At 61.4% G+C, this 15,513-nt stretch carries 14 protein-coding genes and 1 pseudogene; 6 read left to right on the top strand and 9 right to left on the bottom strand.

Translation table 11 applies throughout. The features are described 5' to 3' along the window. The first annotated feature begins 617 nt into the window (after positions 1-617). Genes IRZ24_RS08015 through IRZ24_RS08005 form a run of 3 tightly spaced genes read left to right on the top strand, consistent with a single transcriptional unit; the run spans position 618 to position 3,074 of the window. Entirely contained in the window at positions 618-887 is a 270-nt protein-coding gene (locus IRZ24_RS08015) for a hypothetical protein (protein ID WP_297162233.1), read from the top strand. A 2-nt stretch (positions 888-889) separates the two neighbouring features. After that, positions 890-1,906, top strand: coding sequence for an MvdC/MvdD family ATP grasp protein (locus tag IRZ24_RS08010; protein ID WP_297162230.1), 1,017 nt, complete (start codon positions 890-892; stop codon positions 1,904-1,906). Between the two features lie 16 nt (positions 1,907-1,922). Next, positions 1,923-3,074: a methyltransferase domain-containing protein gene (locus IRZ24_RS08005; RefSeq protein ID WP_297162228.1), complete on the top strand. Its 1,152-nt coding sequence runs from the start codon at positions 1,923-1,925 to the stop codon at positions 3,072-3,074. Positions 3,075-3,229: 155 nt separating this feature from the next. Here the strand turns inward: IRZ24_RS08005 and IRZ24_RS08000 are convergent, their stop codons facing one another. The 4 genes from IRZ24_RS08000 to IRZ24_RS07985 form a co-directional block, all read right to left on the bottom strand. Next, on the bottom strand, positions 3,230-4,222 hold the full coding sequence (locus IRZ24_RS08000) for an alpha/beta hydrolase (RefSeq protein WP_297162225.1): 993 nt from the start codon (positions 4,220-4,222) through the stop codon (positions 3,230-3,232). A 265-nt stretch (positions 4,223-4,487) separates the two neighbouring features. Further along, complete coding sequence (locus IRZ24_RS07995) at positions 4,488-5,654, bottom strand: thiolase family protein (protein WP_297162223.1); 1,167 nt, start codon at positions 5,652-5,654, stop codon at positions 4,488-4,490. A gap of 107 nt (positions 5,655-5,761) precedes the next feature. Beyond that, the gene (locus tag IRZ24_RS07990) at positions 5,762-6,568 is read right to left on the bottom strand and encodes an enoyl-CoA hydratase-related protein (RefSeq protein WP_297162220.1); all 807 of its coding nucleotides are present in this window, start codon (positions 6,566-6,568) and stop codon (positions 5,762-5,764) included. Between the two features lie 59 nt (positions 6,569-6,627). After that, positions 6,628-7,095 (bottom strand): Zn-ribbon domain-containing OB-fold protein, encoded by a 468-nt coding sequence (locus IRZ24_RS07985; RefSeq protein ID WP_297162217.1) that lies wholly within the window; start codon positions 7,093-7,095, stop codon positions 6,628-6,630. A 593-nt stretch (positions 7,096-7,688) separates the two neighbouring features. Here IRZ24_RS07985 and IRZ24_RS07980 point away from each other — a divergent pair. Together IRZ24_RS07980 and IRZ24_RS07975 are read left to right on the top strand one after the other, a co-directional pair. Next, positions 7,689-8,435, top strand: coding sequence for a hypothetical protein (locus IRZ24_RS07980; RefSeq protein ID WP_297162214.1), 747 nt, complete (start codon positions 7,689-7,691; stop codon positions 8,433-8,435). 150 nt (positions 8,436-8,585) lie between these two features. After that, a pseudogene (locus IRZ24_RS07975) lies at positions 8,586-10,076 on the top strand (copper resistance CopC family protein); the annotation flags it as partial. A 409-nt stretch (positions 10,077-10,485) separates the two neighbouring features. Here IRZ24_RS07975 and crcB (IRZ24_RS19785) read toward each other — a convergent pair. The 4 genes from crcB (IRZ24_RS19785) to IRZ24_RS07955 are packed head-to-tail and all read right to left on the bottom strand — an operon-like array spanning position 10,486 to position 13,202. Continuing rightward, positions 10,486-11,079, bottom strand: coding sequence for a fluoride efflux transporter CrcB (gene crcB / locus IRZ24_RS19785; RefSeq protein ID WP_322480473.1), 594 nt, complete (start codon positions 11,077-11,079; stop codon positions 10,486-10,488). After that, positions 11,079-11,465, bottom strand: a complete 387-nt coding sequence (crcB, locus tag IRZ24_RS07965; RefSeq protein WP_297162208.1) for a fluoride efflux transporter CrcB — start codon at positions 11,463-11,465, stop codon at positions 11,079-11,081. The genes crcB (IRZ24_RS19785) and crcB (IRZ24_RS07965) overlap by 1 nt, the downstream gene beginning before the upstream one ends. Beyond that, positions 11,462-11,848: a DUF190 domain-containing protein gene (locus IRZ24_RS07960; protein ID WP_297162236.1), complete on the bottom strand. Its 387-nt coding sequence runs from the start codon at positions 11,846-11,848 to the stop codon at positions 11,462-11,464. Before IRZ24_RS07960 ends, crcB (IRZ24_RS07965) begins: the two co-directional genes overlap by 4 nt. Beyond that, entirely contained in the window at positions 11,838-13,202 is a 1,365-nt protein-coding gene (locus tag IRZ24_RS07955) for a DUF190 domain-containing protein (RefSeq protein ID WP_297162205.1), read from the bottom strand. The genes IRZ24_RS07960 and IRZ24_RS07955 overlap by 11 nt, the downstream gene beginning before the upstream one ends. Before the next feature lie 242 nt (positions 13,203-13,444). On the opposite strand from IRZ24_RS07955, the gene IRZ24_RS07950 reads away from it, so the two are divergent. Further along, positions 13,445-14,566, top strand: a complete 1,122-nt coding sequence (locus IRZ24_RS07950) for a winged helix DNA-binding domain-containing protein (RefSeq protein WP_297162202.1) — start codon at positions 13,445-13,447, stop codon at positions 14,564-14,566. A gap of 62 nt (positions 14,567-14,628) precedes the next feature. Here the strand turns inward: IRZ24_RS07950 and IRZ24_RS07945 are convergent, their stop codons facing one another. Beyond that, entirely contained in the window at positions 14,629-15,120 is a 492-nt protein-coding gene (locus IRZ24_RS07945; RefSeq protein ID WP_297162200.1) for a hypothetical protein, read from the bottom strand. Between the last annotated feature and the right edge of the window lie 393 nt (positions 15,121-15,513).

Here is a 15,513-nt window from a genome sequence, read left to right as displayed (position 1 = left end):
CTTCCTTTCGGGTCTATATATAGTAACGAACGAAGGCCCCGTTTGATATCAGTCTGCGGCCAGAAATTTCCCACTTATTCCCCCAGCCAGCCGCTGGCATCGTCGCCAGGCCGGCAGTCGGATTTCAGAGAGCAGCGGCCAGCCAGGCACGCGTTTGGCCTTCTCCTCATCCTTCCTGCAGGAAAAGCGAGGCCTCCAGAGCTGACGCCTGCGGGTTCCTCCTCTGAACGCCTGGTCTGGCGGCTGGCGCATCCTCATCTCTGGTCCCTTGCTCATCTCATGTGAATTTCTGGCACACATTTCACCAATCTTCAAAATAGCGCTTGCCTCATGAAGTGGCTCTACAACGGCTCTGAAGTGCAAAATAACGCTCATGGCGTTATGCTACAATAGAGTTCAGGAAAAGGACCTCTCTGACCGGCCCAGGAGAGCAGCCTGATAGAGGAGTGAGAAACGTGGCTAGCAGGCTCTGGCTGAGCCTGGACCAGCCAGGAGGGTCGGAGCGCGCTAGGCGTCTCTGCACGAGGCAAAACTACAGGTGTCCGTCTTAGTGTGATCCAGTGCAGTGCTATTCTGTCAGGACGGTACAAGGCTACGAAAGGCAGGCTGATCAGTCTATGCAACGTATGTTCAGACGACCGCTTGAGGCTTCCAGACAGCTTCCGCTCCCCGAAGAGGCGCTAGTCCTTCCCGCGAATGGTCCCTTCGCTCTCCTGTTCGCCCAGGAGCATCACATGCTGAGCGCTGGCGACGGTGAAGAAGAGGGAGACGAAGGCAAAGGAGGCAAACCAGAGCCTTCGATTACGTTTTTCCATACCACTGGTCATGACTCCTCGTCACCCAATCCCTTGCACAACGAGGAATTTGACATGGAGTATGACGACTAGAGATGGAACCATATGTCCTTATCCTCAGCTATCCAGGAGACAGCAGTGCCCGGCGGGTGCTCCATGCCCTGCAGCGCAGTGGCTGCCCGGCTCTCCTGCTTGACACGGCAGCTTTTCCCCAGGCTCTGACCCTGGCTGCCCTACTGCGCGATGCCTGCTGGACGGGCTACTTTTGCTACCAGGGCAGGCGCTACGATCTGGAGGCCATTCGCAGCATCTATGTGCGTCGTCCCCATCATTACCAGGTGCGCGAGGATTTCCCCGAGCTGATTCAGCTCTTCCTGGAGAACGAGGCCTATCGCGGCTTTGGGGGGGTGTTTCGCAGCCTTGACTGCCTCTGGGTGAACTCGCTCGATGCCCAGCGGCGTGCCAGCTTCAAGCCGCTCCAGCTCAAAGTCGCCCAGGAGATTGGCCTGCGCACACCAATTACGCTTATCACCAATGATCCCACCGCCGTGCGCAGCTTCTTCTTTGAGGTCTGCCAGGAGCAGATGATCTACAAAACGCTGCACGGCAACTTTCTGCCCGGCGGTGGCGATCGCTATCATCTGATCTTTACCAGTCATGTTGGTCGTGAGCGGTTAGCTGAGCTAGAGCAGGTCCGTCTGACCGCTCATCTCTTCCAGCCGCTGATCGAGAAGGCCTATGAGGTGCGCGCCACTGTCATTGGCTCGAGCGTGCTGCCGGTGCGCATTGATTCGCAAGAGGTCGAAGCGGCGCGTCTCGACTGGCGGGCGGCCTGCTATCAGGTACACTATCGGCCCTACGCGCTGCCCGAGGGCATTGCCAGGCGCTGTGTGGAACTGGTGCGCCGTCTAGGGCTGGTCTTTGGGGCCCTTGACCTGATTGTGACCCCTGATGGTGACTACATTTTTCTCGAATGCAACCCGGGCGGCCAGTGGGAATGGCTAGAGGTGGAGACGGGTCTACCTTTTGCCATGACCATTGCCCAGGTACTCAGCGCCGGTAAGGCGGGTCTGGCCTGGCCGGCGACGGTTGAACCTCCAATAAATGGCTGATGGAAGGAGTTTTCTGGTGGCTGATCCTGTTGAACTAGCTGCGGCGGAAGAGACAGAGCGTCTGGCGCTGGTGAACAGCATTGAGGAGACGCGCGGCTATCCCTTAGTGCCCAACGTACGCCGGGCCCTTCTCGCGGTCTCGCGCGCCCATTTCGTCCCCTATTATTGTCGACAAGAGCGGCCAGGCGTCTGGGTCAAGCACGAGGCGCGCTCCCTGGTCTATCGCGACCAGGCCCTGGTGACAAGGGTTGACGAGCGGGGCCGTCCGCTCTCTTCCTCTAGTATGCCGTCGATTATGGCGGCCATGCTAGAGGCCCTGGCGGTCCAGCCAGGTATGCATGTGCTAGAGATCGGAACGGGCACCGGCTACAATGCTGCCTTGCTGGCCGAGTTGGTCGCTCCCGATGGCCAGGTCGTCACGCTAGATATCGATGCGGAACTAACGGCCCTGGCTGCTGAGCGTCTGCGACTGGCCGGTTATGACCAGTGTGTCCAGGTAGTGACCGCCGACGGGCTGCAGGGCTATGCCCCAGCAGCCCCCTATGAGCGCATTATCGCAACGGGCAGTTATCGGCGTATTCCATCCGCCTGGTGTGAGCAACTTGCTCCCCAGGGGATACTGGTGGGCGATCTGGTGCGTTCGCTGACGACGCCGCTCTTTCGCCTGGTAAAAGTGGGACCCAAGCGCCTGGAGGGCCGTCTGTTGCCAACGCCAGCCTTCTTTATGGAGCTGCGTGAGACGGAGCCAGCGGCGCCTGCTTCCCGCTCTCATGCTCCAGAGCTAGGGCACTGGCAAAAGCTGCCGCGTTTAGAGGAGGCCGAAACGGATCTAGAGGGCTACGAGCTTCTCTACGAGCCGGCCTTTGCCCTCTGGCTGGAGCTGCATCTGCCGGGCGTGGAGCGCAGGCTCTACCCTCTGCCAGGGCCTGACAATAGCCAGCGCCTGGCAACGGGTTTGCTCTGGCAGGAAAGCCTGCTGCTCTTGTGCCCCAATGCCGTCGGCCCCCGCCCGGCCCACTGGCGAGTCGAGGTCTACGGGGCTGTGCCGCTCTGGTCGCATGTGCAGAAATTGCGTGAGCAATGGCTGGCTATCGGCGCCCCTTCTCTGGAGGCGTATGCTTTGGAAGTAGCGGCGGACGGCTCCTACCTGCTGCAGCTCCTCGCTTGAGTGGTCTGTCAGCGGCTTTGTCCCAGCGGCACCATCTGGCGCCGCTGGGACAAAGCCTCTTTGCTAACTGCCCTACTGGCAAAGAGCGCGGTGGCTCGGCATCGAGCTGCTGTGACGAGAGTTAGGCCTGGACCGCTATGCTCTGCCCTGCCTGCTCAGCTTGCCGGCGAGGAAGCGCCTGCGCTCTGAGGATGCAAGGCCTCACGCAAAGCTCGATCGCGGTTGGCTACGAATTGCTGAGCCAGACGCGAGAGGGGAGCGATGCCATCCCAGGCGTGGTAAGCGCGCGGGTAGACCTGCAGCTCAACGGGTACGCCGGCATGCGCCAGGCGCAAGGCGTAGTCGACATCTTCATCGAGGAAGATTTCGGCGGCTCCCACGGCCATAAATGCTGGAGGCAGACCGCGCAGATCCTGGGCGCGAGCCGCTGCCGCGTAGGGCGAGACATCTGGGCCGCCAGCCGCCTCGCCCAGGTAAGCCCGCCAACCACGGCGATTATCCTCACGATTCCAGATAGGCGCCTCAGCGAATAGCTCGCTTGAGCGGGTTGCATCGCGATCATCGAGCATGGGGTAGATCAGCAACTGGAAGATCAGGGGGATTTCACCACGGTCGCGGGTCAGCAAGGCCAGGGCTGCCGTCAAACCGCCGCCGGCGCTAGCTCCGCCGATGGCCAGGCGTCTCCGGTCTAGTCCCAGTTCATCGGCGCGGCTCGCCATCCATTTGAGGGCCGCGTAACAGTCCTCAACCGCTGCCGGGAAAGGATGCTCAGGCGCCAAACGATAGTCGACCGAGGCCACCAGACAGCCAACACTCTCGGCCAGGTGCTGGGCCAACAGATCATCCTGTTCGACGCTGCCGATGACATAGCCTCCCCCGTGAATCCAGAGCAGGGCGGGTAGCGGGGCCGACTCCCCTTTCGGACGGTAGAGACGTACCGGAACGGCGGGCGCCCCCTCTGGTCCCGGGACGCGATGGTCTTCTTTCACTACATTGGGGGAGTCTGGAAAACTGGTTGTCATCTGGCGCAGGGCCTCCCGCAAGAGTGCGCGCGTACCCGGCAAGTCCTCCCAGTTCAATTGGGGCTGGGAGAGAAAGACCTCCAGTGGGGGTAACAATTCGGGGTCATAGACGCGGGTCAGATCCATCGATGGGCCTTCCCTTTCTAGCGATCTTCGCTGAGGTCCTCACTGACCCCGCGCTGGTTCAGCGCAGGGCGCCAACTGACATGGAGTGCAAGCCGTCCTGGCTGCGTGCTCTGAGAGGTCACTGCTAACCGGACGGGCAGCCTCCAGAGAGAAGTGAAGAAGAGGGCCAGCATCCAAGCGAGTGTGACGCTGCGCTTGTCGCTCTGAATGCCCTCCTCAATTGTACATCATCGCCCGGGCAGGCTGGCTTGCATGCCTATCCCGCTTAACTGGGCTGCGTTCCCAGGATCGTCGTCGAATGGTACTGCAGAATACCGCCGTTGCCACTCACCAAGAGCAGATCGTGTTTGGGTACCTGGCGCTCGCCGGCCTGACCGCGAGCCTGAATGATGGCCTCTGAGAGCGGGGTGAAGCCCCACATGTAGTAGCCGGAGAGCTGGCCGCCACCGGTATTGGTTGGCAGCGAGCCGCCGGGTCCTAGCTTGCCATCAGCCACAAAGGCCCCGCCCTCGCCTTTGGCGCAAAAACCGTAGTCCTCTAGCGTCACCAGCACCGTGTAGGTGTAGCAATCGTAGATCTCGCAGATATCGATATCTTTCAGCTCGATGCCGGCCATACGCAGAGCTACCTCCCCTGACTGCTTGGCCCCTGTATAGATCCCAGGCTCACGATCTGTGCGCTCATCTCCACCGGGCGCGGCCTGACCCAGGCCGAGAATATAAACCGGGAGCTGACGCAAGTGACGGGCGCGCTCGGCTGAAGTGATCACTACGGCAATGCCGCCGTTGGAGACCAGGCAGCAATCGTAGAGACGCAGCGGCTCGACGACGTAGCGCGAGGCTAAGTACTCCTCCATCGTCAGGGGACTCCGCATCTGGGCTGCCGGGTTCATCTGTGCCCAGCGCCGTTCTGCGATGGCGATGGCGCCGAGCTGCTCGCTGGTTGTACCGAAGAGATGCATATGGCGCCGCGCAGCCAGGGCATAGCCAGGGATGGGGCCAAAGATGCCGTAAGCAGCCAACAGGCCGTCCATACCCTGGAGAGAGAGGAGATTGGCGCCATAGGCGGCGCCTGCTCCTTTTGAGGGCTTGAGAGGCGCATCGGCAAAGACTAGTACCACGACGTTCGCCAGGCCGTGGATGATGGCCATGACTGCATATTGAATCATCGTGCCCGCCGTGGCCCCATAGGCATTCATCACGTTGAGCAGGCGTAAATTCTCCAATCCCAGGGCGCTCTGCAGGCCAGGCTGCATCTCGCGCGAGAGATTGGCGTTGATCAACAGACCATCGACATCGGCCTTGGTCAGGCCAGCGTCTTGCAGAGCCAGGTCGACGGCCTCGATGGCAAAATCGCTGGCGCTGCGCCCATAAATCTTGCCCATCGCCGTCATACCCAGCCCAACGATGGCGCACTTCCCTTTAATGTTCATACGCTCCGTAGGCTTCCTCCTGTCTGCCGCATGGCACTCACGTGAACTCTCTCTTCGCTGCTCTGCTTCCGGCAAGCGCTGCCTTGCCAAGCCCGGGCTGGCTGACATCAGCGCCCTTTCCACTGGGGCTTGCGCTTCTCGACGAAGGCACGCGGCCCCTCGCGGAAGTCCTCAGAGGCCAGCAAGATCCGCAGCCGTTCCTGATCAGCGATCAGAGCCTCCTCGACAGGGCGACCCAGGCCGGCCAGCACCGCTTCCTTGGTCAGGCGCACGCTCAGAGGCGAGCACTCCAGAATCTCATTGGCCCAGCGCTCGGCAGTCTCGTGCAGTCGCTCCAGGGGTACCACCTCGTTGACCAGGCCGTAGTGCGCGGCCTCCTGAGCCGAGAGCCACTTGCCTGTGAGCAGCAAACCCATAGCGATCTTAAGAGGAAGCTGCTGCGGCAGACGATGCATGCCGCCAGCGGCAGCGATCAGGCCAACACGCGGCTCCGGCAAAGCAAAGCGAGCATGCTCTGCAGCAATGATCAGGTCGCAGGCCAGTGCCAGCTCAAAGCCCCCACCGGCGGCTACCCCATTGACGGCGGCGATGATCGGCTTTGGGCATGGCAGCCCAATCAGTCCCCCGAAATAGACAGGCTGACCATCTTCCGTCTGCCTGGTCGCGAAGGGAGCCTCGCCGCGAGCGGTCGCCTCTGCTGTGGCCTTCAAGTCGTTACCGGCGCAGAAAGCGCGCTCGCCCGCGCCGCTCAGAATGGCAACCCAGGCCGCTTCATCGGCAACAAAGTCGCGGAAAACCGCCGTCAGCTCCTGGTTGGCCGCGGCGTGGAGGGCGTTCATCACCTCGGGGCGATTGATGGTTACATAGGCGATATGATCTTTCTTCTCGTAGAGCACATATTGATAGTTCGTCACTGGTGCCTCCTCGCATCAAAAGCAGTTGACGGCCTATAGACCGGACTTCTCTGCTCACTTCACTGGTCGTCGTCCGGTCTGGCAGCGGGCCGGAACTTGGGGAGCGTAATCTCCTCGCTGAGCTGTTCAAAGGTGACTTCCAGCGGCATGCCGATGCGTAACTGATCTGGCGGACAGTCGACGATGGTACTGGTGATGCGCACGCCCTCAGCCAGATCGATGGCGGCGATGATGTAGGGCAGCTCGCTGGCAAAGGCGGGATGATAGAGCTGGTGCATGAGGGCGAAGCTGTAGAGGGTGCCCTTGCCGCTGGCCGGGGTCCAGTTCAGGGCCGGGCTCCAGCACTGGGGGCAGCGTGCCTTAACTGGCCAGAGCCAGCGACCACAGGCGCTGCAGCGCTGCAGCATGAGCTGTCGCTCTCTGGCCCCGGCAAAGAAGGGGCGCGAGGCTTCATCGGGAATGGGAACGGGTTTCGGCGAGGGAGAGGGGTACTCTGAGCTAGAGCGGCTGCTGTCGGCCATCATCATGGAACCTCCTTCCTTCCTTGCTTTCTCAGTATAACCAGAAGATGGGCATCTCTGGAAGGCAAGCAGGGCCAGGCACTCTAAGGGGTGGCTGATTGGCCTTGCCTGCCCTGCTTTTCTGCTGCCATCCTTAGCCGGGCAAAGGCCGCCTCGGTAGCCGTCCTTCCGGTAGAATACCGAAGGAAGGCCAAGAGCGCCTCCTCAAAGCGCTTGCTCCCTGGGAAAAAGTCGTAGGGCCTAACGCCGGCCAGAATAGGGTATACTCCCAATACACAAGTGCCCACCTTTGCCCTATGCTCTTCTCTGTCAACAGACAGAGACAGCAGGTAAGCGAGATCCTCCGAGTTGATCCCCGGCTTGGCGGCGACCTTCCAACCAAAGACTGAGACGACCTGACGATCTCTCTAGCCGGCGATCACAGGCCAAGAGAATTCCTCAGAGGACAGGATGGTAGCGTAATCCCGCTGCCAGCCCGCTTCTCTCTTACCTGCCGAACTGAACACGGGCACCATGAGCGTATCTGTGCCGGTGCCTCCTTTAAGAGCGCGCTCAGCCAGCGGAAGATCATCAGCCTGGCAGGGAAGGAGTATCATCTCATGGCTTTCATTGGGAGACTGTTGCGCATAGGAGCGTTTGCTTTCAGCCTGGCCCTTGTCTGCTTGCTCTTGACCACAAGCATGGCGGCGGCCCACGAGCGGCGCCACGTTGGCCCTTATACCTTCATCGTTGGCTTCCTTAACGAGCCGGCCTATGCCCAGCAGCAGAATAGCCTTGACCTCACCATCTGTAAGGGCAACGAATGCACCTACACCACCAACCAGCAGACTAGCATGGGAAACATGAGCATGAGCATTGGCCCAACGCTGGCCAATCCTGTCGTTGGGGCCGAGAAGACCCTCAGATTTGAGGTGCGCTTTGGCTCCTCCAGTCCGCTCAGCATTCCCATTCAAGCACGCTGGGGCCAGCCCGGCAAATACGTTGCCTATTTCGTGCCCAGCCAGCCCGGCACCTATACATTCCATCTCTTTGGCACTTTGGAGGGCCTCAAGATAGACGAAACCTTTACCAGTGGCCCCAACACCTTTAGCGACGTGAAGGTCATTCCAGCCTACCCGGAGCAGGCCAGCAGCAGCGCTGCCACCTCCACAGAGCGTGGCCCCAACCAGCTCCAGGCGATAGAGAGCCGTGCCACGCTGGCCACTGGTCTGGGGGTGACCGGGACGCTCCTGGGGCTAGGGGGACTCCTGTTCGCACTCATTGCCTGGCGCCGTGCTGCGCCCTCTGCGATCACGGGCCACAGCGGCAAGGCCTCGCCAGTACTAGAGGAGCGCCTGCGCGGCTAAGCCAGGCCGATCTGTGATCTCTGACCCACATACGCCCTTTCCCTCTCTCTGGCGTAGTAGTATGGCTCAGACGCTCCAAGGGTTGGCTCAGCGGAGAAAGCCGTGGTCAAGCCGGGCTGGAGCGCCTGAGCCCCTCTCCGGGAAGCAAATATGATGCAGCAGCAAGGCCGTAACTCAGACAGGAGAATCTACTCCTGGCGAGTCAGGCTACACCGCCTGCTCTTGGGGTGGGGAACGCTCTGCGTACTGGGCCTGATCTTGGCCTTAATGCCGGGGAACGCCCAGGCGCGTGCTCTGCACCCTCTGCATGCCCAGTATGATCACAGTATTCCCGCCGCCAATGCCCGCCTACCCAGGGGGCAGGCCCCGCGCCAGGTCAAAGTCTGGTTTACCGAGCGTATCGAACCAGCCTTCAGCGAGCTGCAGGTCTGGAACCAGCGGCGGCAGCGTGTCGACCTCCGCGACAGCCGGGCCGTGCCTGGTGATCCTTACGCTCTGGTCGTTGACCTCCCTCCACATCTATCCGACGGGGCCTATACCGTTCTCTTCCACAACGTCTCTGCCGACGATGGTCACGAGGTCACAGGCAGCTTCAGCTTTGTTGTTGGGGCTGGCCCGTTGCCTGCCAATACCGATGCCCTGCTCAGCCAGTTCGCTCCCACCAGTGCCAACCTCAGTTTCTGGAGCGTGGGCACACGCTGGCTCAATATCCTCAGCCTCTGTGCCCTGCCCGGTCTCTCTCTCTTCCTGCTCCTCATCTGGCGTCCCAGCGCCGTAGAGCTACGGAAGCAGGTAGGGCCGGAACTGGCGGTGGCCGAGCAACTGATACAGCGCCTCAGCAAGATCTACCTGCTGGCGATCCTGCTCGCCCTCAGCCTCGGCTGGCTGGCCTTCTGGTGCTATCAGGGCTGGGTCTTCAGCGGCCTTGCTCCTTGGCAACTTCTCAGCAATGGGGGCCTGCTCGGCGAGCTTGTCCGTAGTCGCTTCGGCACCATCTGGCTCGCTCGTTTGGGGCCATTGCTGCTCGCCTGGGGCTGCTGGGCCCTGCTGCTGCGTCGTCAGTATGGCTGGTGGCGGAGCTGGCCACTCAAGGGGCTGCTACCGCTGGCCGGTCTGCTCATGCTCACCGAGATTCTCAACTCGCACGCTGCTGCCGGTCGTCAGCCAGCGCTCTTGTTGCCGCTCAACCTGATCCATCTGGCGGCAAGTGCTATCTGGATCGGCACGCTACTGGGGCTGATGATCCTGCTGCCCCCGGCCCTGGGCAAACTCAGACCGGGCACCGGAGACCGCACACGCCTGCTGGCTGGCTTGATCGGTCGCTTTACCCGGCTGGCGCTAGCCGCGGTGCTCTTGCTGGCTCTGGCTGGCGGACTGGAGGCCTTTTTGCTCCTGCCTTCGCCAGCGGCCCTCTTCAGCAGCGACTACGGGCGGGCCTTGCTGGGCAAGACCCTGGCTTTCGTCCTGCTCCTCCTGCTAGGAGCACTCAATGGTCTCTTCATCGGGCCGCGCCTGCGGCGTCTGGCTCGTCAACCCGATCGCGACCGCGGAGCGGCTTCCTTCACTGCAGGACGCCTGCAACGTCTCTTTGTGCGCTCGATTCGCTGGGAAGCCGTGTTCGCCTTGCTGCTGCTACTGATTGTCAGCGTTCTCACAAGCCTGAGTCCGCCACCCCCTACCGGGCTGACAACTGGGAAAGGCCCCTTGCTCTATCAGGGACGCATGGGCGACCTCAGCTACAGCTTCGTTATCAATCCCGGCCAGGTAGGCGCCAACACCTTTGCCGTCGACCTGCGCGATAGTCAGGGATACCCGCTGAGGCTCAGGGCTGGAGACAGCGTTTTCGTGCGCTGTACTATGACAGATATGGTCATGGGTATTCAAGAGGTCCCTCTGACCCCGGTTGCGAGCGAGCCAGGTCGCTATGGCGCCGTCAGCAGCGCTATCAGTATGGGCGGCCACTGGCAGCTCACGCTCATCATCAGGCGTCTCGGCTTCGAGGAGGTACAGGCCACCTTCAACCTGACCATTGCAGCGCCGACGCCAGGCGCTAGCGCTCTTCTTTTGCTGGCTCCCCCCAGTGCCTGGCCTCTGCCTGGCTCGTCCGCAGTGGCGGAGTTGACGGCCCCGGGACCGGCTCCGTTGCGGCTCGTGCAGCAGCGCTCTGGCCGGGCTTAGACCAGCGATCCGCGGGCCGCACCGTCCGAGGTCGCTGCCGCCGTCGCGCCCGCCACCAGCCACGCAAGGCCAGGCAACGCCCACCTAGCCACTGGCCGAGCAATACTGCGCCAATCCCACCGACCAGGCTCACCACTAGGTAGAGACCAGCAGCCAGCCAGCGCCCGGTGGCCAACAACAAAACATCTCCCAGGGCCAAACTGCTAAAGGTCGTGTAGGCTCCCAAAAAGCCGACCGTGATCAGCAAGCGGCGCGTTGGCCCGATCAGAAAAGTGGCCTCCGCCAAGACCGTTACCAGCGCCAGAGCAAGAGCACCGCTGAGATTGATCAACAAAATATCGTAGGGCCAACTCTTGCCAAAACAGGCTTGCAGGAATGGACTGAGCCAGGCCCGCGCCAGCGTTCCGCAGAAACCGCCAACCGCTACCGCCCCCAGGCGTCGAGAAGCGGAAAGGACCTGAGCCACTAAAGCCACCTCCCAATCGCCAGGCCGCAGGCTGCCGCCGCCAGACCCGAAACCAGGCTACCGACAAGATAGAGCAGCCCCAGCCAGCTACTGCCACCACGCAGCAGCTCTACCCCTTCCCAGCTCATCGTACTGAAGGTCGTGTAGCCTCCCAGGAAGCCGGTGGCCAGCACACTCTGTAGCGCCGCATTAAGCACATGTTCCGTCGTCAGTCCGAACACCAGCCCAATGGCGAAAGCCCCGGTCAGGTTGATCACCAATGTTCCCAGAGGGAAGGCCGTCGTCACCCGCTCCGCAATAAAGTGCCCGAGCACATAACGGCTCAAGGCTCCTAAAGCTCCCGCCAGCCCTGTGGCCAGCAACTGCCCGAATGCCACCAGCGTCATCGTGGCCACTCCTGCCAGGTTGACAGAGCCACGATCGTCACCGGCGTCACAGTAATCAGGCCGTGACGAACCATGCTCTGCAAGACGGGCAAGAAGCGCCCGATCTGCTCCTCACTGTCAACCAGTTCTATCAACAAAGGCAGGTTATCGGCAATATCAGGCAGGCGCTCACTGGCCAGGTGATGATCTGGCCCAAAGCCCTCGATCCCGCGCAAGACCGTAGCCCCGGCTATCTGGTGGCGCTGGGCTGCTTCCAGGATGGCTCGATAGAGAGGCCGGCCCTGCCATGCCTCAGCCTCACTCACAAAGATACGGAGCCGTTTCCCTCTCCAAGAAGCGGGTCTCTCATGAGATGTAGTCAAACCAGAACCGTTATGTAGCATCATCACCATCTTCCAGCAGGACACGCAGCAGATCAGTGCGTCCTACGATCCCAACAAGGCGCCCGTCGTCTTCCACAACCGGAAGCACCTTCCGGCCTGTTCGCATCATCAAAGCAATGGCCTCCGAGACAGTGGCCGTAGCAGACACGGTTACCACAGTGCGGTTCATGACATCCCCCGCGCGCCCGGCACGGTGTAGCTGAGGGCCTAAAGAGGTACTGGCGCCGGAGACGCGCTGCTCCCGACCCCGTGCCAGTCCGCTCAGCCAGGACAAGAGACGGGGACGCAGCTCCTCCTGCAAGCTCGCCAGCAGATCGACATCGCTGATGATCCCCCGGACGTGGTTCCCATCGTCAACAACCACTACGCGCTTCAGTGGCGACTGCAAGAGGGCCTCAAGTACCTCCGCCAGCGAGGCATCTTCGTGCACAGTGGCCACAGCGGGTCGTAGATAGTCCCTGATCGACGCCGAGACCGCCGACTTGCCCTCTGCCATTGCTGCACTGTCTCCAGGCTCTGGCACCCTCTCCTCGGCTTCGCTCGCTAGAGGACTGGGGGTCAGCGCGCGCAGCAAGTCCGTGCGTGAGAGCATGCCAACCAGATGCTGGTCGCGGTCCACGACCGGCAAGCGACGCAAGCCTGTCTCCACCATGAGCCGAGCCGCCTCACGCAGCGATTGCTCAGGGCGCACCGTACGCACCTGCCGATTCATGACGTCTGCTGCAGTACGCGCACTCTGCTCGGCCTGCGTCAAAGGGGTACGCATCTGCTGGGCAGTTGCCTCGTCGAGGGCGAGCGCCGTGCGCACCAAACCGCGACGCAGCGGCAGAGCACCCGACCTGATCAGGTCGCCGGTGGTAATGAGGCCGAGGAGATGCCGCTCCCGATCGACTACTGGCAGAGCGCGGAAAGGCGCCCTCAATAAGAGCGCGAGCACCTGGGCCAATGGCGTTTCCGGTTCGACGGTAATCAGACCGGTGACCATCGCCTGACGCACCGGACGACGAGCCGGCAAGCCCGCGAGCAGGGGAGGTGTTACATGAACCACCTCGGTCTCGTGCAGAGTGATCAGGCCGCCGCGCAGCATAGCGCTCAGACGCGGGAGCAGACGCTCGATGCGCGCTGGTTGATCGATAACCTGAATGACGATGCTGGCATCCGAAGACCAGCGTAGCCCCTGGCTCGCGTGCAGTCGCGCGCTTGCGCCATAGCCAGCTATGGCCCGCATGGCTGTGGCCCCGGCACAGCCCTCCTCGCGCAGCAACTGCAGCATGGCAACATAGAGCGGCTGCCCGTGCCACTGATCCGATTCGCCGAGATAAATGGTAACAACCTGGGCTTTTCCCGGACGCACAGTTTCCCCTCTCTGGCCTTGCTCTGCTCTTCCGGCATATCCTCTCTCTCAAAAACCTGGGATGAAGGAGCGATAAGTGCTCGTCTCATCGCATCGCCAGGCCTTGTTTGCAGGATAGCACAAAGCGAGAGCCAGAGGCAACACCGCCCCGCTCTGCCCTGATGTACCCTTTCCATCAGGCGACCAGTGAAGGAGAATACAATCAGAAACACGTCCAGATGGGAGGAGAGCCTTGCCGGGCAATGACTACACCTAGCCTGAATCGACGTCAGCTCAATCGCGCCACGCTGGCTCGTCAGTGGCTCCTGGAGCGGGTTGAGGTTTCGCCGTTGGAGGCCAGTGAGCACCTGATTGGCCTGCAGGCCCAACTGCCTGCAGCGCCTTTTATAGGACTCTGGACACGTCTACATCATTTTCATCGACACATGCTGCTGGATCTTCTCCACCAGCGAAAGATCGTCCGCGCCACCCTGATGCGTGCCACCCTGCATCTGGTGAGTGCTGCCGACTATTTGCGCTTCCGTCTAGCTCTACAGCCGGCTCTCACTCGCTCGCTCCAGTCCTTCTTTCGTCGCGGAGGAGATCCTGCCATCCAGGCTGCTGTCGTGGAGGAGGCACGAAGCCTGTTGCAGGAAGGCCCTGCTACCTTCGCAGTCCTCCGCCAGCGTCTGGCCGAGCGTTTTCCTGAGCTGGAGCCGGCCCACATCGCCTATCTCGTGCGCATGCAGCTTCCTCTGGTCCAGGTTCCTGATCAAGGTACCTGGGGCTTTAGCAACAACCCACACTATGCTGCTGCCTTCGACTGGCTTCGTGAAGAAGGAGAGCCGTGGCCGCCCGAAGAGGGCCTACGCTGGCTAGTACGGCGCTACCTGGCGGCCTTTGGGCCGGCCAGTCTCAAAGACCTCCAGAGCTGGTCAGGCCTGGGCAACCTGAAGCCGGTTCTGCGCTCAATGCGCGCTGAGCTGCACCTCTATCACGATGAGCAAGGTCAAGAGCTATTTGATCTCCCCGATCAACCTTTGCCACCGGCCGACATGCCAGCACCGGTGCGCTTTCTCCCCGACTTCGATAACTTGCTCCTTGCCTATGCCAGACGCGAGCGCATCCTACCGGCCAGTTACCGTCAAGCTGTCCTGCTGCCACCTGGGCGCGTGCTGCCGACTATTCTTGTAGACGGCTTCGTTGCCGGCACCTGGACTATCCAGCGACAGCACGGGCACAGTAGGCTCCTCATCACGCCCTTCGCCACGCTGTCGACGGACCAGCGCGATGAACTCGTCGCCGAAGGGGAGCGCCTACTGACCTTCTTAGCCTCTCAAGGAGAGATGGGGCAAGCGGAGGTCCAGATCCTGAGCCCCCCCTGACCAGGCGACCCAGCCCACTTCAGGCAGATTCTGTAGCCTGGTCCTGCCCTGGTCAGGGAGCATTATTGCGGGAAACGGGCCTGCAGCAGCAAGCGGGCCAGGCGATAGGCTCCACTCCCCAGCACAATCAGGCTCCCGAGCAACGTCAGGTAGGTGCCTAGCCCGATGCCGATATTGGGCCCCGCCTCAGTTGACATCGACCTTGCAAGAGACCTGACCAGATCTAGCAAACCCTCTAAGCGCAAGCCAATGCCGAGCGTATAGACTGCGATCGCCAGACCGAATGAGCCAATGATCAAAGGAAAAGCCGGCAGCCAGATCACCAGCCGTGGATTATTCTTCAGAAACCAGGCTTCTCCCCCAGCCAGGCCGGCTTGCAGCAAGAGCAACAGCAGCAAGAGCCAGGTCACCAATCCAAAATCGGGGCCATTGATAGAGAATTGAGATGGCAAAAGAGGATAAAAATTATTCATCTGAATCCATGGTAAAAAGAAGCCTAACATGCCAATGCCACAGCCGAGCAGCATGACCAGGCTCGCTTGATCACGGCGCAAGGGCAGGATTCCATTGGCGACCATGGTTCTCAGAGGCCACTCACGCGATAGAGAAGAAGGCCCTTGCCTCCTTTGTTCTGCCTGCCCACCTATGGTAGTGAATGTTCGGGAGGGCTGAGAGGAGTGGCTCTGACTGCCCACACCTGCCGAAGCAGATGAACGCTCGCCAACTGGCCCAGGAGACAGCGGCTGAGAAGCTCCAGCCAGCGCCTTATCTGGCCCTAGCGTCTCCTTAGCGGCAGGAGACTCGGCCCTCTCTGTGGTCTCGCCAGGGGGAGGAGAAGGTAGCTCAGGCTCTGAACCTAAGAGCTGCCCGCAGCGCTGGCAGCGCAGCACTCCCTCAGCATTGCCTGCCCCACAGGCAGTACACTGCATAGCATCCCTCCTCTAGCA

This window comes from Thermogemmatispora sp. (genome assembly GCF_019683755.1).
Lineage (GTDB): Bacteria > Chloroflexota > Ktedonobacteria > Ktedonobacterales > Ktedonobacteraceae > Thermogemmatispora.
This window is presented reverse-complemented; position numbering and strand designations above follow the sequence as displayed.

Excerpts from the sequence above, each read along its gene's own strand:
- IRZ24_RS08000 (WP_297162225.1), bottom strand. The coding sequence starts at position 4,222 with ATGGATCTGACCCGCGTCTATGACCCCGAATTGTTACCCCCACTGGAG.
- IRZ24_RS07980 (WP_297162214.1), top strand. The coding sequence starts at position 7,689 with ATGGCTTTCATTGGGAGACTGTTGCGCATAGGAGCGTTTGCTTTCAGC.
- IRZ24_RS07985 (WP_297162217.1), bottom strand. The coding sequence starts at position 7,095 with ATGATGATGGCCGACAGCAGCCGCTCTAGCTCAGAGTACCCCTCTCCC.
- crcB (WP_297162208.1), bottom strand. The coding sequence starts at position 11,465 with ATGACGCTGGTGGCATTCGGGCAGTTGCTGGCCACAGGGCTGGCGGGA.
- IRZ24_RS07950 (WP_297162202.1), top strand. The coding sequence starts at position 13,445 with ATGACTACACCTAGCCTGAATCGACGTCAGCTCAATCGCGCCACGCTG.
- IRZ24_RS08015 (WP_297162233.1), top strand. The coding sequence starts at position 618 with ATGCAACGTATGTTCAGACGACCGCTTGAGGCTTCCAGACAGCTTCCG.
- IRZ24_RS08010 (WP_297162230.1), top strand. The coding sequence starts at position 890 with ATGGAACCATATGTCCTTATCCTCAGCTATCCAGGAGACAGCAGTGCC.
- IRZ24_RS07960 (WP_297162236.1), bottom strand. The coding sequence starts at position 11,848 with ATGCTACATAACGGTTCTGGTTTGACTACATCTCATGAGAGACCCGCT.
- IRZ24_RS07995 (WP_297162223.1), bottom strand. The coding sequence starts at position 5,654 with ATGAACATTAAAGGGAAGTGCGCCATCGTTGGGCTGGGTATGACGGCG.